The 21701-nt window shown below is 65.3% G+C and carries 20 protein-coding genes and 1 pseudogene; 6 read left to right on the top strand and 15 right to left on the bottom strand.

The genetic code is table 11. The features are described from left to right. From NFW30_RS10245 to NFW30_RS10225, 5 genes and pseudogenes are all read right to left on the bottom strand, one after another. Positions 1-252, bottom strand: a pseudogene (locus NFW30_RS10245) (branched-chain amino acid ABC transporter permease); the annotation flags it as partial. A gap of 15 nt (positions 253-267) precedes the next feature. Beyond that, entirely contained in the window at positions 268-1197 is a 930-nt protein-coding gene (locus tag NFW30_RS10240) for a branched-chain amino acid ABC transporter permease (protein ID WP_295354289.1), read from the bottom strand. Positions 1198-1209: 12 nt separating this feature from the next. Further along, positions 1210-1992, bottom strand: a complete 783-nt coding sequence (locus NFW30_RS10235) for an ABC transporter ATP-binding protein (RefSeq protein WP_295354292.1) — start codon at positions 1990-1992, stop codon at positions 1210-1212. Next, complete coding sequence (locus NFW30_RS10230) at positions 1992-3950, bottom strand: AMP-binding protein (RefSeq protein ID WP_295354295.1); 1959 nt, start codon at positions 3948-3950, stop codon at positions 1992-1994. The genes NFW30_RS10235 and NFW30_RS10230 overlap by 1 nt, the downstream gene beginning before the upstream one ends. 310 nt (positions 3951-4260) lie before the next feature. Next, positions 4261-4893 carry a hypothetical protein gene (locus NFW30_RS10225; protein ID WP_295354298.1) on the bottom strand — a complete coding sequence of 211 codons (633 nt, stop codon included), beginning with the start codon at positions 4891-4893 and terminating at the stop codon, positions 4261-4263. 237 nt (positions 4894-5130) lie between these two features. Between NFW30_RS10225 and NFW30_RS10220 the strand changes: the two genes are divergently transcribed. Both NFW30_RS10220 and NFW30_RS10215 read left to right on the top strand, forming a co-directional pair. Further along, on the top strand, positions 5131-6414 hold the full coding sequence (locus tag NFW30_RS10220; RefSeq protein WP_295354301.1) for an aminotransferase class I/II-fold pyridoxal phosphate-dependent enzyme: 1284 nt from the start codon (positions 5131-5133) through the stop codon (positions 6412-6414). Between the two features lie 96 nt (positions 6415-6510). Continuing rightward, positions 6511-7413 (top strand): GGDEF domain-containing protein, encoded by a 903-nt coding sequence (locus NFW30_RS10215; protein ID WP_295354304.1) that lies wholly within the window; start codon positions 6511-6513, stop codon positions 7411-7413. Between the two features lie 19 nt (positions 7414-7432). Here NFW30_RS10215 and NFW30_RS10210 read toward each other — a convergent pair whose 3' ends face one another. The 6 genes from NFW30_RS10210 to queD form a co-directional block, all read right to left on the bottom strand. After that, entirely contained in the window at positions 7433-8317 is an 885-nt protein-coding gene (locus NFW30_RS10210) for a hypothetical protein (RefSeq protein ID WP_295354307.1), read from the bottom strand. Continuing rightward, positions 8314-9426 (bottom strand): cell division protein ZapE, encoded by a 1113-nt coding sequence (gene zapE / locus NFW30_RS10205; RefSeq protein ID WP_295354310.1) that lies wholly within the window; start codon positions 9424-9426, stop codon positions 8314-8316. Before zapE ends, NFW30_RS10210 begins: the two co-directional genes overlap by 4 nt. A gap of 106 nt (positions 9427-9532) precedes the next feature. Beyond that, positions 9533-10339 carry a 5-oxoprolinase subunit PxpA gene (locus tag NFW30_RS10200; RefSeq protein ID WP_295354339.1) on the bottom strand — a complete coding sequence of 269 codons (807 nt, stop codon included), beginning with the start codon at positions 10337-10339 and terminating at the stop codon, positions 9533-9535. After that, on the bottom strand, positions 10339-11409 hold the full coding sequence (locus NFW30_RS10195) for a biotin-dependent carboxyltransferase family protein (RefSeq protein WP_295354342.1): 1071 nt from the start codon (positions 11407-11409) through the stop codon (positions 10339-10341). The genes NFW30_RS10200 and NFW30_RS10195 overlap by 1 nt, the downstream gene beginning before the upstream one ends. A 2-nt stretch (positions 11410-11411) precedes the next feature. After that, positions 11412-12176, bottom strand: a complete 765-nt coding sequence (gene pxpB, locus NFW30_RS10190) for a 5-oxoprolinase subunit PxpB (RefSeq protein WP_295354313.1) — start codon at positions 12174-12176, stop codon at positions 11412-11414. Positions 12177-12242: 66 nt separating this feature from the next. Beyond that, complete coding sequence (gene queD / locus NFW30_RS10185; RefSeq protein WP_295354316.1) at positions 12243-12686, bottom strand: 6-carboxytetrahydropterin synthase QueD; 444 nt, start codon at positions 12684-12686, stop codon at positions 12243-12245. A 246-nt stretch (positions 12687-12932) separates the two neighbouring features. Between queD and NFW30_RS10180 the strand changes: the two genes are divergently transcribed. Further along, the gene (locus NFW30_RS10180) at positions 12933-13184 is read left to right on the top strand and encodes a hypothetical protein (RefSeq protein ID WP_295354319.1); all 252 of its coding nucleotides are present in this window, start codon (positions 12933-12935) and stop codon (positions 13182-13184) included. On the opposite strand, the gene NFW30_RS10175 is transcribed toward NFW30_RS10180, so the two are convergent. From NFW30_RS10175 to NFW30_RS10160, 4 genes are all read right to left on the bottom strand, one after another. Further along, positions 13165-13734: a lipid-binding SYLF domain-containing protein gene (locus NFW30_RS10175; RefSeq protein ID WP_295354322.1), complete on the bottom strand. Its 570-nt coding sequence runs from the start codon at positions 13732-13734 to the stop codon at positions 13165-13167. The two genes, NFW30_RS10180 and NFW30_RS10175, sit on opposite strands and share 20 nt — an antisense overlap. Before the next feature lie 141 nt (positions 13735-13875). Further along, positions 13876-14985: a hypothetical protein gene (locus NFW30_RS10170; protein WP_295354325.1), complete on the bottom strand. Its 1110-nt coding sequence runs from the start codon at positions 14983-14985 to the stop codon at positions 13876-13878. Positions 14986-15069: 84 nt separating this feature from the next. Beyond that, the gene (locus tag NFW30_RS10165; RefSeq protein WP_295372044.1) at positions 15070-16500 is read right to left on the bottom strand and encodes a pyridoxal-dependent decarboxylase; all 1431 of its coding nucleotides are present in this window, start codon (positions 16498-16500) and stop codon (positions 15070-15072) included. A gap of 196 nt (positions 16501-16696) precedes the next feature. After that, entirely contained in the window at positions 16697-17611 is a 915-nt protein-coding gene (locus NFW30_RS10160) for an FkbM family methyltransferase (RefSeq protein WP_295354331.1), read from the bottom strand. A 532-nt stretch (positions 17612-18143) separates the two neighbouring features. Between NFW30_RS10160 and NFW30_RS10155 the strand changes: the two genes are divergently transcribed. The 3 genes from NFW30_RS10155 to NFW30_RS20050 all read left to right on the top strand — a co-directional run bounded on the left by NFW30_RS10155 (position 18144) and on the right by NFW30_RS20050 (position 20849). Continuing rightward, entirely contained in the window at positions 18144-19151 is a 1008-nt protein-coding gene (locus NFW30_RS10155) for an alpha/beta hydrolase (RefSeq protein ID WP_295354334.1), read from the top strand. A 137-nt stretch (positions 19152-19288) separates the two neighbouring features. Further along, positions 19289-20158: a lipase family protein gene (locus NFW30_RS10150; RefSeq protein ID WP_295354336.1), complete on the top strand. Its 870-nt coding sequence runs from the start codon at positions 19289-19291 to the stop codon at positions 20156-20158. Positions 20159-20363: 205 nt separating this feature from the next. Beyond that, positions 20364-20849, top strand: coding sequence for a sterol desaturase family protein (locus NFW30_RS20050; RefSeq protein ID WP_363322087.1), 486 nt, complete (start codon positions 20364-20366; stop codon positions 20847-20849). The last annotated feature ends 852 nt before the right edge of the window (positions 20850-21701 follow it).

The raw sequence follows: 21701 nt of genomic DNA, 5'->3' as shown, positions 1-21701 counted from the left end.
CACCCCGGAATAGCTCGGGACGGAGAGGCTTGAATAGGGCGGGACGTAACAGTTGACCCCGAGTGCCGCCAGCGAGAGGATCAGGAAGGGTATCAGGATGGCACGGAAGAGGTACTCGTCGACCAACAGCGGCACGCCGACGAAGGCGAAGGCGAGAATGGCGAGGATCGCCCAGCGGTCCTGGGCGATCGGAAAGATCTGCTGGTCGGCCGCGTAGGACGTCTTGAACTGCCCGTTTTCCCTGTATAGCACGCTCTTGCCTCCCGGTCAGACGCGGTCGATGATCTTCTCGCCGAACAGCCCCTGCGGCCTGAACAGCAGGAAGAGCAGCGCCAACTGATAAGCGAACCAGATCTCGATGCCATCGCCGATCAACGGGCCGAGATACACTTCCGAGAGCTTCTCGCCGACGCCGATGATGAGGCCACCGATGATCGCTCCGGGGATCGACGTCAGGCCACCGAGTATCACCACCGGCAGGCCGCGCAGCGCCACCGTCGCCAGCGAGAACTGGACGCCGAGCTTCGATCCCCAGATGATGCCGGCAACCAGCGCCACCAGTCCCGCGACGCACCAGACGATGACCCAGATGCGATTGAGCGGTATGCCGACCGACTGCGCCGCCTGGTGGTCGTCGGCGACCGCCCGCAGGGCGCGGCCGGTGGCGGTCTTCTGGAAGAACAGCGAGAGCAGGCCGACGAGCAGGGCCGCAATCAGCGCGGCGACGAAGTCCTCCTTGTTGATCAGCAGCCCACCCTCGAAGCTCCCCTCGAGGATCATCACCGGCTCCTTCGGCATGCCGACGTCGATCTTGTAGATGTCGCTGCCGAAGATGCTGCTGCCGATTCCCTCGAGGACATAGGCGATCCCCAGCGTGGCCATCAGCAGAGTGGCGCCGTCCTGATTGACCAGATGTCGCAAGACCAGGCGCTCGATCAACCAGGCGACGACGAACATCAGCGCTCCGCTGAGCACGAAGGCGATGCCGTTCGCCAGCCACAGGCTGTCGATGCCGAGCCAGCCAGGGATCCAGGCCGCGAAGCGGGCCATCGCCAGCGCCGCAAACAGGACCATCGCCCCCTGCGCGAAGTTGAACACGCCCGACGCCTTGAAGATCAGTACGAACCCCAGCGCCACCAGCGAGTACAGCATGCCGGCCATCAGGCCGCCGATCAAGGTTTCGATGAAGAAGCCCATGCGCTGCTCTCCTCAGTGGCTGGCGCCCAGATAGGCGCTGATCACATCGGGGTTGGCGCGGACGTCGTCGGGAATGCCGTCGCCGATCTTGCGCCCGTAGTCGAGCACCACCACCCGGTCGGAGATGTCCATCACCACGCCCATGTCGTGCTCGATGAGGACGATCGTCGTGCCGAACTGGTCGTTGACGTCGAGGATGAAGCGACACATGTCCTGCTTCTCCTCGACGTTCATCCCGGCCATCGGCTCGTCGAGGAGCAGGATGTTCGGCTCCATCGCCAGCGCCCGGCCGAGATCGACGCGTTTCTGCAGACCGTAGGGCAGGCGCCCGACCGGTGTCCGGCGGATGTGCTGGATCTCGAGAAAATCGATCACTTCCTCGACCTTCGCCCGGTGCGCCAGTTCCTCGCGCCGGGCCGGCCCCCACCAGAAAGCCTGCTGCAGCAGATTGCTGCGGATCTTCAGGTTGCGCCCGGCCATCAGATTGTCGATGACGCTCATCCCCTTGAACAGCGCGATGTTCTGGAAGGTGCGCGAGATGCCGGCACGCGCCGCCTTGTATGGGCTCATGCGCGTGAAGCGCTGGCCGCGCAGGATGATCTCGCCCTGCTGCGGACGATAGACGCCGTTGATGACGTTCAGCATCGAACTCTTGCCCGCGCCGTTCGGGCCGATGATGGCGCGGATCTCGTGTTCGCGGACGTCGAAGGAGATGTCGGTGAGCGCCTTGACGCCGCCGAAGGCGAGCGAGACGTGGCGCAGGTCGAGGATGGCGTCGCCGAACTCGCGGCTCATCAGGCGGCCCTCCGTACGATCGGGAAGGTCTTCGGCTCGCGGATCGCCAGTTCGGCGGCGACCTTGCCCTGCCGCCCGTCCTCGAACTTGACCGCGGTCTCGATGTACTGGCTGCTGCGGCCCGAGTAGAGGGCATCGATCAGCGGCGCGTACTTCTCGGCGACGAAGTTGCGGCGGACCTTGCGCGTCCGCGTCAGCTCGTCGTCGTCCGGGTCGAGTTCCTTGTGCAGGATTAGGAAGCGGTGCACCTGCGAATCGGCAAGCGGCCCCTCGCCGAGGAGTTCGGCGTTCACCTTCTCGATGCATTCCTGGATCAATCCATAGACCTCCGCCTTGGCGGCCAGGTCGGTATAGCCCGAATAGGCAAGGCCGCGCCGCTCGGCCCAGTTGCCGACGGCACCGATGTCGATGTTGATGAAGGCGCAGACCATCTCGCGCCGGTCGCCGAAGACCACTGCCTCCTTGATGTGCGGAAAGAACTTCAGCTTGTTCTCGATGTAGTTCGGCGCGTACATCGCTCCGTTGGCCAGCTTGCCGACATCCTTCGCGCGATCGATGATCTTCAGGTGGCCGTCGGCATCGAACAAACCCGCGTCGCCGGTCATGAAGTAGCCGTCGGCATTGATCGCCTCGGCCATCGCGTCGGGACGCTTGTAGTACTCCTTGAGCAACATCGGACCGCGCACCAGGATCTCGCCGTTGTCGGCGATCTTCACCTCGACGCCCGGCGCCGGCTTGCCGACGCTGTCGAACCTGATCTGTCCGTCTGGCTGCAGGCAGACGTAGGCGCAGGTCTCGGTCTGGCCATAGAGCTGCTTCAGGTTGATGCCGATCGAGCGATAGAAGCGGAACAGGTCCGGTCCGATCGCAGCACCGGCCGTATAGGCGACGCGGATGCGGCTCATGCCGAGAACGTTCTTCAGCGGACCATAGACGAGCATGTCGCCGAGCGCGTAGAGGACGCGGTCGAGCGGCGCGACCGGCTTGCGGTCGAGAATCTCGGCGCCGCTGCGCCGGGCGACGGCCATGAAGAAGTGGAACATCCTCTGCTTGAGGCGGCTGGCGTCCTCCATGCGGATCATCACCTGCGTCAGCAGGTTCTCGAACACCCGTGGCGGTGCGAAGTAATAGGTCGGACCGATCTCGCGCAGATCGTTCATCACCGTCTCGGCCGATTCCGGGCAATTGATCGTGAACCCGGCAACCATCGCCTGCGCGAAGGAAAACAGGTGGTCTCCGACCCACGCCATCGGCAGGTACGACAGGATGTCGTCGTCAGCGCCCAGATGATCGAATGCCGCCCCACCACGCGCGGCGCTGATGAAGGCCGCGTGCGTCAGGCGAACCCCCTTCGGCTTGCCGGTGGTGCCCGAGGTGTACAGCATGACGCTGACGTCGTCGGCGGCGCCGGCAGCGACCTCGCCGTCCAGCAGGTCGGGATGGTTGCGGTCGTGGATCCGGCCCATCGCCATCAACTCGCGGATGTCGTGGATGTACGGCAACGTGTAGTGGCGCATGCCGCGCGCATCGTCGTAGAAGAGGTGCTCGAGAAGCGGCAACTGCTCTCGGATCTCGAGCACCTTGTCGACCTGCTCCTGATCCTCGACGAAGATGAAGCGCACCTCGGCGTCGAGCAGGGCGAAGAGCATCTCGCTCGCCACCGCATCCTGGTAGAGCGGCACCGGCACGCCGCCGAGACACTGGACGGCGGTCATCATCATGTACATGCGCGGCCGGTTGTCGCCGACGATCGCCAGATTGTCGCCGCGCCGGAAACCCATCTCGGCGAGACCACTGGCCAGCGCGCGCACCTCCTCGGCGACCTCGGCCCAGGTCCAGCACTGCCAGATACCCCGGTCCTTCTCGCGCATCGCCGGCTTGCCGCCGCGTACCCGCGCATGCTCGACCAGCAGGCGCGGAAAGGTATCCAGCGCCTGCCCGGAAGCCAACTCCGGCATCTCGTCTCCTCCGGAGCGTCTACCGCCGGCACACTGGCGGCGCGCTCTTGTCATTGGTGCCTGCAGGCAGATTCTAGTCCACTTTCGGCTCCTGTCACCGTGCGCTGCAACATCTTCGCCCCATTGCGACCGACCGCCGGTTCAGCGAGGGCTTCCCGCCCAACCCGGGAAACGGTCAAGCCAGCGCTTCTCGCCAGAGGAAAGCGGTCTCTCCGCCGAAATCCCGGCGCCTAGCTCGCAACGGTCACGCCCCGTTTCACGCATCGCGCCGGCCACGGCGCCCTGCCCGGACGAAGAACGATACGCCCCGTCAGGGCAGCGTCACACCGAGTGTCAACATCGCGCCGGCAGTTCCAAACAGGACGATTTCGCTGCACAGCCGCTGGTAGCAGTAACCAACCGCTGGCAGGATTGCCGGCGCATAACCGGAACCGTTGAATGGGATCTTATCCTGGTATTCCCCCCTGTACCCGTGCACGACACCGGCCGCCACCTTCAGGTAGAGTTCCGGCACTGATTCGACGGGTCTCCAGAGCAAGCCAGCAAAAACGAACTGCGACGACTGGTGGTAGGAATTGTCGAAGTACGAACCACCAACCAGCACCTGTCCCTCGAGCCAGCGGTGAGGCAACCGCCATTCGGCATAGACGAGCTTTTGCGAATTGTTGTGCTCGTCATCCGGATGGAAATGCTTGGTGTATACGCTGGTCTGGAAGTAGAAGCGGTCAGTCTGGGTGGGCCCCTGCGCATCCCGGGTGGCCGCGGAAGCCATGCCATCCCCAGCGGCGACCGGCGCATCCGCTGACAGTACCGGTGGCGGCATCGCCAACAACCAGAACGCGCCAGTCAGGGCACGAGACACCCGCGCCAGACGTCCGCGACGGCGACGTGCGATGAGCGCGGACGGTACCCGCGTGGGATGAAACACAAGAGAGGGCAGCATGGCGGCTCCCGCGACGAGAAAGCGGAGACGAGACGACGACGCCCCGGCCGCGCAGTATAGATCATTTGGCCATCCGGCACGACGCTGCCTGCCTCCCGGCACGCGAGCGACAAGCCTCCCCGGCAGCCCACGGCATAGCCCAACGTCGCCAGACGCACAGAGCTGCTTGCCTGCCGGCAGCCGGATGCTAAGATTCGCCCACTCAGGCAGCGCGCCTACCTTCCCGGGAGACTCCACATGAAACTCGAAACCCTCGCCGTCCACGCCGGCTACAGCCCCGAGCCGACGACCAAGGCCGTCGCCGTCCCGATCTACCAGACGACTTCCTATTCCTTCGACAGCACCCAGCACGGCGCCGACCTCTTCGATCTCAAGGTCGCCGGCAACATCTACACGCGCATCATGAACCCGACGCAGGACGTCCTCGAGAAACGGGTGGCGGCAATGGAAGGCGGCATCGGCGGACTGGCACTGGCGTCGGGACAGGCGGCGATCACCTACGCCATCATGACCATCGCCGAGGCCGGCGACAACATCGTTTCCGCGTCGACACTCTACGGCGGCACCTACAACCTGTTCGCGCATACCCTGCCGCAGTACGGCATCGACGTCCGCTTTGCCAACCACGCCGACCCGGCGAGTTTCGAGAGGCTGATCAACGGCAGGACCAAGGCGCTGTACTGCGAATCGGTCGGCAACCCGCTTGGCAACATCACCGACTTCGAGCCGCTGGCCGAGATCGCGCATCGCCACGGGGTGCCACTGATCGTCGACAACACGGTCCCCTCGCCCTATCTCTGCCGCCCTTTCGAGCACGGCGCCGACATCGTCGTGCACTCGCTGACCAAGTACATCGGCGGACACGGCAATTCGATCGGCGGCATGATCGTCGACAGCGGCCGCTTCCCGTGGGCCGAGCACAAGCTGAAGTTCAAGCGTCTCAATGAGCCCGACGTCTCCTACCACGGCGTCGTCTATACCGAGGCACTCGGACCGGCCGCCTTCATCGGCCGCGCGCGCGTCGTCCCGCTGCGCAACATGGGAGCCGCCATCTCGCCGCTGAACAGTTTCCTCATCCTGCAGGGTCTCGAGACGCTGCCGCTGCGCATGGACCGCATCTGCAGCAACGCCGAGAAGGTCGCGGCCTACCTGCGCGCGCACGCCAAGGTCGCGTGGGTGAATTACGCGGGCCTGGCCGATCACCCCGACCATCCGCTGGTCGACAAGTACATGGACGGCAAGGCCTCCGGGATTCTCACCTTCGGCGTCAGGGGCACCGACTGCAGCGGCTCGGTGGCCGGCGCCCGTTTCCAGGACGCATTGCAGTTGTTCACGCGGCTGGTCAACATCGGCGACGCCAAGTCGCTCGCCTGCCACCCGGCATCGACGACGCACCGCCAGCTCGGCGCAGCCGAACTGGCCAAGGCCGGGGTGTCGGAAGAAATGATCCGGCTGTCGATCGGCATCGAACACATCGACGACCTCGTCGCCGATCTCGAGCAGGCGCTGGCCGCGGTCTGATCGCCAGTGCGGGCAGCGCCGGCTGCCCGCCGCCGACGCAGGACGGTATTTTTGTTATAGCATGGACATACCGCTGACCGTCCCGTCCGCCCGCCGATGTCCGATAGCCTGCAGCGCCTGCCGCTCATCGATCTGCGTGCCGATGACGCCGAGATCGAGCGCTACGCCGTGCTGCTCGACAGCCTCGGCGTGGCGCTCATCGCCTTCGCCGGAGACCGCACGCCACGCCAGCGCAACGCCAGCGCCGAAGAGCTGATCGGCGACGGCACGTCCGAGTGGTTCGACGAGAACGGGCGACCGTTGCGCGACGAGGAGCGTCCCGAATTGCAGGTGTGCGCGACACTGCGGCCGGTTCATCAACGGGCCGTCGGCATCCGGACGCGGGCCGCCGCCGCGGTCATGTGGTGCCGCGCGAGCGCCTTTCCGGTCTTTGCCGCCGACGGCAGCCTGCGCCGCATCCTGCTGCTGCTCGCCGACGGGCATCAACGCGCCCGCATCGCCGGCGACCGGCACCACCTGCCGGCACACGACCCGTACACCGGAGTCTTCACCCAGCGCTACATCGAGATCCTGCTCGACGACGAAAGTCGCCGCGCACAACGCTATGGCACCCCATTCGCCGTTGCGCTGATCGGCATCGACCATTTCGCGACCCGCTGCCAGACCGAGGGCGAGGAGCGGGTGCTGGAGCGCACCGCACGCCTGCTTTGCCGCAGCCTGCGGGAATTCGACATGATCGGCCGCCATGGCGCCGACAGATTCCTGGTCATCCTGCCCAACGTCGGGGTCAACGAAGCCATGGTCGGGCTCGAGCGCCTGCGCGAAACGATCGAGGTGGGCAGCGCGCAGGATGGCGACGCCGGGATGACGATCAGCGGCGGCGTCAGCGAGTACGGTGGCGAAGACCAGCCAGCCCTGGTCGAGCGCCTCGAGTCCCTGCTGGCGAGCGCACGCGACTCCGGCTGCAACCGTCTCTGCGTCGATCTCGACCTGTTCTAGACCGACTCGCAGCCGCGCTTCAACGCAACTCCTCGACCTGCAGCCAGACGCTGCGCCGCTCGCTCGCCTGGCCAACGGCACCGTGCAGGTTGCCCTGCCGCGCGAAATCCACCTGCTGGTTGCTGCCTCCGAGTTCGATCCACTCACCGAGGCGACCGGAAACCGTGGTCGTCAGGCGTTGCGTGTCGCTGCTGCCGTCGCCGCGCCGTCCCGGCAGGTCGGCCTGCGGACTGATCTCCAGCGTCACCCGCTCGCCGACCACTCTTGGCTGCGCGTAGAAGCCCTGCCCGAGATCGCGATGGACGACGGTCTCGCTGAGAATGGCGCCATGCCGCCCGACGACGAGCTGTCGCAGCGGCACGGGCAACGACTGGCCGACGTGGATGAACGCCCGTCCACCGTCGATCACCTGCACAACCTGCGTGCTGCCACTGCTGCCCGAGCCGCGCCAATCGCCGGCCTCGCCGACCACGACGGAATCTCCCGCGCGGACCTCGATGCGCGTGCTGCCGCTGCCGCTGCCGGCCGCTGGCTGCACGATCCGTCCGTGGCGGTCGAACACCACCTGCGCGGAGATTCCGCCGCCCTGCTCCCGGCGCACTGCCTGGCGGTCCTGGCTGACGCGAATCAGCAGACGCCGCGCCGGCGTGTCGATCGCTGCCAGCGCCTGCCTGATCTGTTCGCGGTTGGCGCGCGACGCGCGCAGGAACAATTGATCACCCATCCCGGAAAGCGTGCCGCCGGCTTCGAGCAGCGGCTGCAATGCGGGCAGCACCTGATCGAGGGGACGATGACGCAGGCTGATGATCTCCAACTCCTGCTGCGCGCCGGCCAGCGCCGGCAACAGGACGAGCAGCCACAGCAGCGGCCGCCAGCGCGTGGCGAACGCGCGCCGCTGGCTCACGACAGGTGCGGCAGCCCGAGGTAGTCGCGTGAGCGCATCTCGGTCAGCCGGCTGGCGGTGCGGAAGAACTCGCTCGCCTGCGTTCCCTCGGTGTACAGCGAATCCGGACCACAGTCGGCGGTCGCGATCAGCTTCACCTTGTGGTCGTAGAAGATGTCGACCAGCCAGGTGAAACGGCGCGCCTCGGACGACATGCTTGCCGACATCTTCGGGATCGCCGACAGCAGCACCGTGTGATGGCCGCGGGCGAGTTCGAGGTAGTCGTTCTGCGAGCGCGGTCCACCGCACAGCGACTTGAAGTCGAACCAGATGACGCCGTTCCCGCGCCGCAAGGTGGGGATGTCGCGCCCGAGCACCTCGATGCTGCCGCCCTGCGTACCGGCGTCACCGGCAATGGCGCTGAAGTACTCCGCCATCTTCAGCTCGGCGGCGGCATCCACCGGGTGGTGGAAGATCTCCACCTGCTCGAGCGTGCGCAACCGGTAGTCGATGCCGGCGTCGATCACCAGGACATCGAGCCGCGATTTGATCAGCGCGATCGTCGGCAGGAAGTTCTCGCGCTGCAGCCCGTTCGGATAGAGGCCATCCGGCGGGTAATTCGAAGTCATGACGAAGACCACGCCGTGCGCGAACAGCGCCTCCAGCAGACGGCCGAGGATCATCGCGTCGGCGATGTCGGAAACGTGGAACTCATCGAAGCAGAGCAGCCGCAGCTCGGTCGCGATGCGTTCGGCAACCTTCAGCAGAGGATCGCTCTCGCCCTTGAGCTCGTTCAGCTGGCCATGCACGCCATGCATGAAGGCATGGAAGTGGATGCGCCGCTTGCGGCGATAGGGAACGGCATCGAAAAAGCAATCCATCAGGAAACTCTTGCCGCGACCGACACCACCCCAGAAGTAGACGCCCGTCGGCACCGGTGGCGGCGAGAAGAACCGCCGCAGCGTGCTGCGGCGCCCGACCTTGAACGACAGCAGTTCGTAATAGAGCCGTTGCAGGCGCTCGGCGGCGGCCCGCTGCGCCGAATCCGCCTCGAAACCGCGCGCCGCGAGCAATCGCTCGTAGGCTTCGATCATTCCCCGCTCGGGGACCTTGAGAATTCTGTGAGGCATCGGCGTCCTTCCGCTCTTCGCAGGCAAACCCGCGCGGTGGTACCACGGGACGGGCGACCGCGGCAGCCGCTCCGGGCGCCCCCATCACCGCATCGCTGCCGTGATTCTAAACCATCGCCGGCGGCGGAACGGACTCGGCCGACGCCAGCACCTGCGGCAGCGGCAGCAGCCGCATGCCGGCAGCGAGCAGCGCGCTGCGGATGGCGGTTGCCGCAGCCACCGCCTGCGCACCATCGCCGTGTACGCAGATGCTGTGCACCTCGCTCGCGATGCGCCGGCCACGGATGCTGACGATACCGCCGGCGTCGAGCATGCGCAGGACATGCGCCGCGCAATCGGCGGCCGCATGAAGTTGCGCACCCGGCTGACCGCGCGGCAGCAGGGTGCCGGCATCCGTATACGTCCGGTCGCCGAAGATCTCGCTCGCCACCCGCAGACCGGCTGCCGCCCCGGCGAGCGCCAGCTGCGACAGCGCCGGCGCGAGGAGGATCAGCTGCGGATCGAAACAGCGGATCGCCGCGACGACGGAGGCCGCGATCTCTGCTTCCTCGCATGCCATGTTGCTCAGCGCGCCGTGCGGCTTGACGTGCGTCAGGCGGGCACCTTCCGCCCGCGCCATGCCGGCCAGGGCACCGATCTGGTAGATCAGCAGCGCCTCGAGTTCGTCGGCCGGCAGGCGCATCACGCGCCGCCCGAAGCCCTGCAGGTCGGGGTACGACGGGTGCGCGCCAATGCTGACGCCCGCCGCCAGCGCCTGCCGCAGTGTCCGCCGCATCACCAGCGGATCGCCGGCGTGAAAACCGCAGGCAATGCTGGCGGTAGCAACGATCGGCAGCAACTCGGTGTCGCAGCCCATCCTCCAGGCACCGAAGCTCTCGCCGAGGTCGGCGTTGAGGTTGATCGCCTGCGCCATCATGGCCCGCCCGGCGAACGGTCGGCCGACGTCGGCGAGCCGTCGGCGGCTGTGGCATCGACGACGCCGCTGATCAGGTTGGCGGTGTAGACCGCCTGCGGATCGTGCTCGCCAGGCTCGAACAGCGGCCCGATGCCGGCGAGCAGCGCCTGCAGTTCCGCTTGCCGCGCGCGCGCCGCCTGCTCGGCCGCCGCCACCGACACGACGGCGAAGCGGACCGTCCGTCCCGGCGCCATGACCGCCAGCCGTGGCAGGTCGGCGCTGATGACGGTGGCGATCTTCGGGTAGCCGCCGGCGGTCTGGCCATCGGCGAGCAGGACGATCGGCTGCCCGTTGCCCGGCACCTGGATCGATCCCGGCACCGTCGCATCGGAAACGATCTCCGCACCCTTGTCCGGACGGTGCCCGAGCAGCGGGCCGTCGAGACGGATGCCCATGCGATCGGCGGCTGGCGAGATGCGGTAGGCCCCGCCGACCAGGGTCGGCATCGCCAGCGCATCGAAGTAGTCGTCCTGTGGTCCCGCGACGACCCGGATCGCCGCGTCGTCGACCGCCGGCGGACGCCACAGCATCCGCCCTGCGCTGCAGCCTGCCGCCACCGACAGCCGCACACCCGGTGCCAGCAGGCGACCGTCGACGCCGCCAAGGCCGGCTCGGGCGTAGGTCGATGCACTGCCGAAATGCCGCCGCACCGCCAGACCGACCAGCGCCAGGTAGCCGACGCGGCCTGCCGCGATGCTGCCACAGTGCAGCGTGTCGCCCGGCGCGAGGCAGACACTGCGCCACGAAGCGATGCGACGACGACCGCCTGCGTACCGCAGTTCAGCCGTGAAATGGCCGGCGAGGGCAAGCTGCAGTGGCCGTTGCGGCGCTCGCACCGCCAGCCCGCCGGCGAGGAACTCGATCGCCGGCGCATCCTCGGGGTTGCCGAGCAGCGCGTTGGCGAGGCGCAGCCAGCCGGGCTCGAGCGCCCCCGAGAGCGGCACCCCGATCCGCCGCCAGCCAAAGCGCCCGCGATCCTGTATCGATGCCATCGCCCCAGGGCTGAGCACCTCGAGCACGGCGCGCATGCTCACTCGGCGGCCGCCGCCAGGAAAGCCAGCGGCGGCTCCGTCGCTCTGCGCAGCGCTGGCGCCGCCGCCTGCAACGTGGCGAACTCGCCGGCATCGATGGCGCGCAGCTGCACCCGGTCGCCGGCCTGCAGCAGCGCCGGCTGCGTCCACGAAGGTGAGAACAGCGGCAGCGGGCAGGCGCCGATCAGCTGCCAGCCGCCCGGACTTTCCCAGGGATAGATCGCCGTCAGCCTGCCGGCGGTTGCCACGCTGCCGGCGGGAACCAGCGTCCGCGGCTCGCTGCGACGCGCGCACGCCAGCGCCGGCGGCAGATCGCCCATGAAGGCGAAGCCCGGCAGGAAGCCCAGCATGTACACCTCGTAGCAACCGCCGGCATGCAAGCGGACCACCTCGGCGGCGCTGAGGCCGCAGGCCGCCGCCAACCCGTCGAGATCCGGCCCGCACTCGGCGAGCTGGTCGCCGTAGCAGACCGGCAACTGCCAGACCCGCCGCTGTTGCGCCACGACGACCGGCGAAGCCTGCCGCAGCGCGGCGTCGATCGCCGCTTCGACTCGCGTCCGCGTGCTGCGCAATGGATCGTAGATCACCGTCAGCGAACGAAAGGTCGGCACCGTCTCGACGACCCCGGGCAACTGCCCGTCCACAAGTGCCTGCAGCAGCGCCTGATCGGCCGCCGCGACTTCTGCCAGCAGGCGGCGATCGATGGCATCACCAAACTCGATGGTCAGCGCGGCATCGCCAAGGGAAAGGAAACGGTAGCTCAAGCCGTCCCGTGCCCGCCGTGCCGGCCGCTGCCCCGCCTCCCGCGCGGCAGCCGGCGACACCACACATCAGGGGCGAACGGCCTCGGCCCAGCAGTTGGGTGTTTCATAGAGGCGCAGGCGTTCGAGCCGCAGGTGGTTGCCGTAGGTGTCGCGGTACACCGGATCGAGAATCGCGAACGCCGTGCGCACCAGATTCTCGGCCGTCGGCACGCAATCGAGAACCACCGTCCGGTGCTCGGGCAATGAAGCGAGAAAATCGACCACCGGCCGGTCGCCGCGGTAGACCAGGAAGGCATGATCCCAGGCGTCGACCAGATGCTGCATGGCCAGCGCCTTCACCTGCGAGAAGTCCATCACCATGCCATTGGCCGGGTCGCCCGCCTGGCTGATGATGTCGCCGGCAAGGGTAATCTCGAGCGCGTAGCGATGGCCGTGCAGGTGGCGGCACTGGCTTCTGTGGTCGGGAATGCGGTGGCCCGCGTCGAACTCGAGGCGACGGGTGATGAGCATCGGCTGCACCCGGAAGACGGAGGCGCGATTATAGCACCACCAGCCCGCCGGCCCGGCGATGGGCAGATGCCTGGAGCACGCCGGCCGGGAACTGCCGGAGGGTGTCGGCAAAACTTACACCAGCCCGCCAGAACCGCCGGCAGACGCACGCATCCCGCTGATTCATCTTGCTTTCTCGTCCGCAATGCGGGCCGGCACGGCCCTTGCTCGAGATACCTGCAGCCGCCCACAAGGAAACCCCGAGAGATGCCACCGACCGATCCCTTTGCTGCCCGCATGCTCGCCCAGATCGCGCTGATCGAACGCTACCGCGTCGACGTCCTGCACCGCGAGGGCCGCCGGCTCGACAGCGACGGCGCGGCGCTCGAGTGGATCAGCCGCTACGCCGAGCACTTCCCGTCGCCCGAGCAGTTCGACTGCGGGTCGCCATCGGCCACCACTCGAGGCTGCGCCCGCCTGCAGCCACGGCTGCGGCCGCTCAGTCCTTCAGCCGGGTGATCTTGTTGCCCTGCAGCCCGATGCCGGCCATCAGCCCCTTCTGGCCGAAGACGAAGGCGTAGATGTCCTCCTTGGCGTTCATCGTCGTCAGCGACTTGCCCATTCCCTGGTCGACCATCACCACCGACGGACCGACGCCGACCTCGAAACCGTCTGTCTCGGTCAGCGCCGCCAGCGACCGCTCGTTCATGAAGAACATCGCATAGCCGTACTCCTGGGCGCCGGCCTGCAGGCCGAAGGAGGCACCGGCGGTATTGTAGTGGCCGACGACGGCATCGCGGCGGAACAGCACGCCTTCCCCGTACTGCCCGCCGACGACGAAACCGGCCTTGGTGATCTTCGGAAAGACGAGCACGGCCACCGCGTCACGCGCCAGAGCCTTCGCCGCCGGCACTCGTGCCACCAGTTTCTGGTAGGCCTGCCGCGCGTCCCGCTCGAGCGCGGTGCGGTCGGCGGCGGCGACGGAAAAGGAGGCGGCAAGGCCGGTGATCAGGACGACGAGGAAGACGTGTGCAACGCGGCCGAGCCGCTGGAAGGCGATCAGGTTCATGTTGGGACCTCAAGAGAAGGGTGTTTGCGGCATCCGTACCGACCGTCGCCGGCACGACGTGATGATACTCCTGCAACAGCCCGGGGCAGCGACCGCGGGCGGAGGTGGCGCGCTACCGCCAGCGCCGCGCCGCTCCTGCACTCAGTTGCCGAACAGGCCCTTGAGCCCCTTCATGATGGTCGCGCCGCCCGGCACCAGCGAATCGGCAGCCGCGTCTCCCGCTGCCTCCCGCCCCATGTCGCCCATGCCGAGCAGCGCCGCGTCGAAGCTGTTGACCCGCACGCGGGCAGTCCAGATCGGCGGTTTCCTCTCGCCCGCCTTCTGCGGCGGATGGGCGAAGCTGCGCGTCGGACCGAGCGCCTCGCCCATCAACATGGCGCCCTGCGTCTTCGCGAAGATGCCCGCCGGAATCGTGCATGTGTTCTGGCTCGACGGCAGCATCGGCGGCTGGTTCCTCGACGCCATCCAGATGATGACCTCGCGCTCGTTGGCGGCACCGACGGCGTTCAGGTTGTAGCCACGGGCACGCGCGAGGGCCGCCCACTGCAGGGGAATCGCCGCGCTCAGGCTGCCGCTGCCGGCACGCAGGTGCATCGGTTCGAGAAAGTCCATCTGCTGGTCGAGCGCATAGCGGATCTCCTGCGGCATGAAGCTCGTCCGCACCAGATGCTCGCCGACCGCCGAAGCATCGGCTGGCACGCTACCGCCCGACGGATCTCCCTGCGGCCACCACAGCGTGCGCGGCGGCAGGCTCTCGCCGCCATCGGCGCCGCCCTTGCCCTGCCGGCTGTGGCGCGCCATCGCCGCCACCTCCGGCGAGACGCGGCTGTCGAGCGTGCGCAGGTCGATGACTTCCGGCTGTCCCGCCGGCACACTGGCGCTGCAACCCCAGTAGAGGAGCAGTTTGCCTCCCTGATCGTCGGCCGCGCTGCCCTCGCCCTTGCCACGCCGCTCGCCACGCAGCGGCAGTACCGGGCCGATGCGCATCGCCTCGGGAACGATGTGCTCGGCGGCTGCCCCGCCGGCGAGGTCAACCGGGCTCGTCAGGCGGAGGTCCATCATCCGGCTGACGCTGCCGCCACGTCCGCTCATCATGCCGAGCATGCCGCTCATGCCGCCGCCACCGGCAAAGCCGGAATGCGTGCTCAGCGTCATCTCGTAGCTCACCGGCGCCGCCATGGCCACCGGCACGATGCCGGCACTCGCCAGTGCTGCCGCCAGCGGCAGAAGAGCGCTCGTCTTCGTTCTCATCAGGATCTCCTGGTTCGCGGTTGTTGGAAGCCGACTGTATAGCACGCAGGCAGCGGCGGCGGAAGGGTCCGGCTGGTACCCACCTCAGGCGGACAGGGAGGCGCCGGCCTGCGCCACCGCGTCCTGCAGCAGCCCGACATCGGCAGCCGTCGTCCGCCAGTTGTCGAAGGCGGCGCGTATGGCGGCGCGGCCCTGCCAGACGGTGCCGGTGACGAAGGCACGGCCATCGGCCTGGATCGTCCGCACCGCCGCCCGGTTCAGTTCATCGTTGGCGCTGCCGTCGAGCCCGGCGCCGACGAACCGGAAACAGACGATGTTCAGCGGCGCCGGATTCATCAGCTCGACACCCGGCGTCGCCTCGACCCAGCGCGCAAAGGCGGCCGCATTGTCGACGCAGCGCTCGACCAGCGCGCGATAGCCGGCGCGACCGTAGGCCTTGAGCGCACACCACGCGGCAAGACCGCGGAAGCGACGCGACATCTCGGGGACATGGGTGAAGGGATCCCAGCCCGCGCCGCCGGCAACGTAGGCGCCGCCGACCGCGAAAGCCTCGCGCAGCAGGGCACCGTCACGGACGAAGGCGAAGCCGCAGTCGTAGGGGACGTTCAACCACTTGTGCCCGTCCGCCGCCAGCGAATCGGCGCGCTCGATGCCGCGGACGAGATGCGCCAGCCGCGGCGAAACCGCGGCGAACAGCCCGAAGGCTGCGTCCACGTGCAGCCAGGCGCCACCCGGATGCCCGTCGCGCAGGTCGGCCAGCGCTGCCAGATCGTCGAAATGGCCGCTGTTCACCTCGCCGGCATTGCCGATCAGGATCACCGGTCCATCGATGCCGCGCAGCAGCCCGGCCAGTGCGACCAGGTCGACCTCACCGCAGCGGGCCGCCACCCGGCGCACCTGGTTGCGACCGAAACCCAGCGTACCGAGGCACTTGACGGCGCTGAGATGGATCTCGCTGCTCGCGACGACGACGATTGGCGGCCGCCCGGCGAGGCCGTCGCCGGCCGCGTCGAAGCCGAGCCGGCGGCCGGCCCATTGCCGTGCCGTGGCGAGCCCAACGAGGTTCGCCATCGTCGCGCCGCTGGTCAGCGCCCCTTCCCATGCAGCCGGCAGGCCGAAAAGCTCTCGCAACCAGCGCAGGACGACGAGTTCGGTCTGCGCCGCCGCCGGGCTACCGGCCCACAGGCCGGCGTTCTGGTCGATCGCCGATGCCAGCCAGTCGCCGGCGAGCGCGGCCGGCGTCACGCCGCCGTTGACGAAACCGAAGAAGCGCGGCCCTGGTGAAGCGGTGATGCCGCGCTCGGCACGTGCGAACCACTCGCCGACGACAGCGGCCGGGTCGCCGCCGGTCTCGGGCAGCGCCTCGTCGAGCGCCAGCGCCATTTCCTGCGGCGTCGGCACCCGGCTCACCGGTCGCTGTGGCAGCGAATCCAGAAAGGCCCCGGCCAGCGCATGCGCCGCGCGCAGCGCCTCGTCACCGCCATCGGCAGGGAAATCCGTTCCTGCACTCGTCATCGTCCTCACCTTTCCGACGGTCGCTCACCAGGGGCTGCAGATGCGGCCGCTGCAGCGCAGTATCGCCGCGCCGGCAAGCCGCGGTCAACGCTCGCAGCCCGCCCTCAGCCGGCCGCAGTCGCCGCGCCGCCACGGCACAGGCCGCCCTGTTGCCGAAGGCATAACCGGCCCGCGGAAGCGGGCGAAGCCCGCGGCGTTAGGCCTCATTGAGTGTGTCAATGGGCTGTTCATGCAGCTTTGCAACTGCTTCCTGGATGCGTGATCGCACAGCATTGACCCGATCGCGCTTAATATACAGTGTATTAAATTGATCTCGTCGGTAGGTGTCGAGCGCCTTCAGGTCGCGGGTTTCGGTTGCGTACTCAAAGCATCCAAATCCGGCTTCTACGAGGAGTTCGTGTACTTCATTGTCTGTACGCCCGTAAATGGCACCGCTACCGTTGAGCTCAATAATGATCGCCACAGCATTCTGGAGTAGTCTTGACGCGCCACGCAGGAGAGGCAGTTCAAACCCCTCGACGTCGATCTTAATCACCACAGGTTGCAGGCCAGTCTCCGCGACAAGCGCGTCTGCATTAGTCACTTCGACCTCGATGGCATCGACATCTCGAGCCGTTGCCACGCGATTCATTCCCCCAAGGCGTGAAGTAAAGCGGAGCGTGCCTTTGGAGTCCGAAAGACCGCACCGCACGGCCTTTCCTCGGACGCTATTCAGGCGAAGGTTCCGGATTAAGCGCGCATGGGTGTCAGGGACAGGCTCGACGGCGAGAACGCTGGCACCCGTAGAACCTGCGATAACGCTATAGACGCCAACGTTGGATCCGAAGTCGCCGAACACATCTCCTGGCCGCAGGTAATGTAGGATGAACTGCATCTCCTGAAAGTCGTAGAGCCTGCAGGTGTAGACGAGGGTTGCGTAGTTCTCCTGATTGGACACGATCACCTGGACGGCTGGAGCGAGCTGAATCGCGTAGTCGGCCTCGTTCAACAATCGCCGCCCGATATTCCATCGCACGTAACGAAACAACCCGGCAAACCGTCGCTCTCGATTAGTCGGATGATCGATTATCTCTCTAATCTCTCTAATCTTCTTAACTACTTTTTCTATCATGGATGGTCTTCCTGCGAAGTTAATGTGAAGCAACCCGGCTTTCGGGCGCAAAAAAGCATCGCTGACAATGACGTCGCGATGCCAAGAAAAGAGCGTGGCAGGGTCGCTCTGGTGCCTCGGTCAAGCACCACCCCTGGTGCCTCTAACTTTGGCTGGCGAGCTGACCGCGCCTTTGCGTGTTTCATGATACGGGGTGGCTGCCTGTCCTGCAATGACCGAGCCTCTTGCAAGACTCGTTCTGCAGGGCTGGGGTCCGTTCCGATCTGTTCGAATTCTCGATACATTTCTGTTATAGTGACACACTCCCCGTGCCTTCCGTCCCGTCCGATCAGTAACCCATAAACATATTCTATCGCATTGCTATTCCTGACTCCCTTGTTTTTTGACAGTATTCTAACATTATCGCGCTTCCGAAGTTCCTGGCGTCCGACCGGACTCACAGTTTTGTGCCGGCTGCAGGATGTCACTCTCCCATAGGGCTCCGTACAAAGGACCCGACACACGGCTGCTTCTTTGATTGAAAGGACACCCCATGCTATTTGTTACGAATCGTGTGCCAGACCAAGGGCTGATCTCTGCGGTTGGCCGGCCCGTGAGTTTTGCTGATGGGGAGGCAGATGCTACGAATAGCCTGTTCTATTGTGAAAGTGTTCCCAGTGATCATGGCTCGTCCTTCGTCGAGAAAATGAGCGATAACTTTCTAAAACAGCTCAAGACTAGCAACAGGAAGAACATTCTTCTTTACCTGCATGGCTTCAACAACACCCCCGATTCAGCCATTGGGAAGGGTCACCTGTTACAGCGGCTTCTGGACAGCAAAGATCCCAATGCGGTGGAAGTGGTCGCTGTTGTGTGGCCATGTATTGAAGGTAAAGAAAATAAACTAAAAGCGTATTGGAGCGACGAGGACGCGGCCGACATGAGCGGGATTGTCTTTGCCCGAGTGTTATCTCGTTTCATCGAATGGCAACAAGAATCTGCTCAAAGGGATACGCCCTGCCTTAAGAGGGTGAATCTTTTGGCTCACTCCATGGGAAACCGGGTTGCGATGAACACGTTACACTATTGGGCGACCAATTTTGGCAATGGCGGGGTGCCGTTCATATTCCAAAACGCCTTCTTGATCGCAGCCGATATCCCGAGTAATTCACTCGAAGAGAACCAACCGGGAGAATATATTTCAAAGGCCTGCCGTAATGTGTCAGTCTACTACGCCGGCGATGACAAAAGGATGGAGCAGAGCGTCTTTGCTAACCGCTTCCGCGGAGTCACCACATCGAGGCTTGGTGATAATGGTCCGGATAGGCCAGAAAGGGTTGCAGGGAATGTATACCGCATAGATTGCAACGTGTTTAATAGCGATTTTGACCGCGATGGCGGTCACGGCTACTTCCTGACGGACCAACGTGACACCGACGCCAAGGCTGCACTCGTGGGAGGAGAAATAAAGGGAAGGACGAGCCCGATTATTGATCATATTCTGGGGAGCATTGGCAGCGGCAGAGTCGAGGCCAAACCTGATCGCACTTTCGCTCTGTGAAATAGTTCCTCAACAGTCCGTTGCCCAGACAACGGACTGTTGAGAGGCGTAAGCCCCAACGCGCTCGCGAAAGCGTCCTGGCCAGAGGGACCCGTGGGCACCAAAGATTGAGCTATCTTCCCGAATAACCACATCAGATGATATTCCGGATAAGGTACGACGCGACGCGGGAGGCGCTTTGTCACCCCGGCAACGCGGACGATTTCTTTCAGATCGGCACGCCGCAAGACGATACTGCGCTGTGCGCAGAAATGTCACGCCTAGCCTACGTCAAGGAAGAAGGGCGCCTAGCGGAGTACCTCGGCCGCGCCGGATTTAGCAAGGGACAGGCTTTGGGCTATGGCCGCAACGGCACGCAAGTATTTATCGCGACCGCGCGGGGTGGGGGTTTTACCGTCGTGGCGTTTCGCGGGACGGAGCCCAACGACCCGTCGGATTTGTTTGACGATGCCGAATTCCTACTGACCCAGTGGTGCGACGCAAAGGGCTGCGGTGCGCTGGGTAAGGTGCACGAGGGCTTCGCGCGGGCAGCACACCAAGAAGGGGTCTTCGGCCGCGTCATGGCGTATCTGAATGCCTTACCGCGGGATCACCGTGTGCTGATCACCGGGCATAGCCTCGGCGCCGCGCTTGCAACGCTGCTGGCAAGCTGGGTGCCGTCGGCGCATTTGTTCACGTTCGGTTCACCCCGTGTCGGGAACGCTGCATTTGCCGCTACGATGGACGGACGTATCGCAACGCGCTACGTGAATTGCTGTGATCTGGTGACGCAGGTGCCGCCCGAGGGACCGCTGGGCTACGCACATGTGGGCAAGCTCTCCTACATCGATCGCAACGGCACAATGCTCCTGAGCGCACCGAGCGAAGCGGTTATGCTGGAAGATGAGGCAAAGGCGCAGGTTGAATTCCTTCGTTACGCACTAGTGCGCGGAACGGTCTACTCCCGCGCACTTGCAGACCACGCGCCGATTAATTATTTGTCTGGGGTAATGGGGCTACGCGAGTGATGCCCATTCCGCTGCACGGCAGGCGAACGGCCGACAGCTGTGTCGGGTTGTGGTTGCCTTCCGACAAGGCACTCTTGGCTGAGGATGTCGGGTATGCCATGACTGCTGATGGTGCGGTTGCCAAGGTTGGGTCTATTGGAATGGCAAGCCCGGTCGACCCACCCTGGGCGTGGGCTGGCAGAGCCGAAGATGGGGAGGTCGGAGCATGACTTGGGTAATCGCACTGCTGATCTTGGGTCTGTATGCCCCAGCGGCGGAGTACATCGCTCATCGTTGGGTGATGCACGTTCCGGGACTCGGGAAGGGTTCGTGGTGGCGAGACCATGCCGTTGAACATCATCGCCGAGGGCGAAACGACATCAATATCGAGGTTAGTGCGCTCACAGTAGTGTTGACGGCGTCACCCTTGTTCGCGTTAGCTATTCCGCTCGGTTGGCCATGGGTCGCTACTCTGCTGATGTGTTGCATATTGTATGCAGCACTGTGGTCCTCGCTTCATGCCGCGTATCACGGAAAGGCTGACACTTGGCTAACGCAATTGCCTTGGTACCCGGTCTGGAAACGTCACCACGAGCGTCACCACGAGCGTCCAGATAGAAATTTCGGCGCTGTGTTTGTTTATAGTGATGCTTTGTTCGGTACGTATTACAAGCGGAAGAGCGGCGATCGCGCTGATAGCACGGTGCACTAGTGCTGGTGACGAATAGATTTTATCCTCTGAAGGTCTGGGCTCCCTCCGTCGCCTGACGGCGGACCGCGACATCGCGCTCGACTTCTGCGGCCGGATCAGCTTGGTGGTCGATGGCTATAATCCTAGTTTCCTCAGTTGACGCTCGCCAAACCTGCCGAGACCGTGGTGTGATGGGGGTTTCAGCCGAAACAGGGGGATCACCCAATGGGTGAAGAGCGCTTCGAGCAAAGAGCGGTGGTGGTGGCGGTTCAGAACGCGCTGAGCGCGCCGGAGGCGATCGTGGCAGAGGCCTTGCGGGTGACCACACCGGGGAGACCTCCCGGGGTAAGACTCGTTACCTTCGCTGCATAGGCGCCGGATTTACAAAATGCACCCCAGCCGCAGATGGAGGGCTTCGCGGTCACGTGCCCGCTCGCCCCGGGTGCATCACGCCTCATATCCGGTTTTTGTTCATCGCCCCGCAGCTTTGGATTGGGCTTCCTCCGCACCTCGCCTCACGACGACGCACTTGCCCTTCTCCTTGCCTTCGGCTCTGCGAAAACCTGGCCATAGGACTTGCATTTATGAAGTAACGCGCCATGCCCGGCGCACACGTCAAAGTCAGGCGATGGCCGCGGCTTCTTGCGGCCGGTCGCTTGGAGCGCCGAGTTGGGCTTAGATGCTTGATTACAGGACCGCGGGCCTCCAAGCTTCATGGTCGTGATCCCAGGCTTATGCTGTTAACGAGGGCCGGCTAACGGACGACTCCGCGCGAGACCCCACGGGTTTAGAGGAGAGACCTGCGACGCTCAACATAGGTAACCGTTCACTCCCCCTCCCCGCCGATTGGCCACCAGCCCCCGCGGCCGTGCC

This window comes from Accumulibacter sp., from assembly GCF_023806635.1.
In the GTDB taxonomy this organism is placed as follows: Bacteria; Pseudomonadota; Gammaproteobacteria; order Burkholderiales; family Rhodocyclaceae; genus Accumulibacter.
Note: the sequence above shows the minus strand (reverse complement) of the source record. Positions and strands in the feature narration are given on the sequence as shown.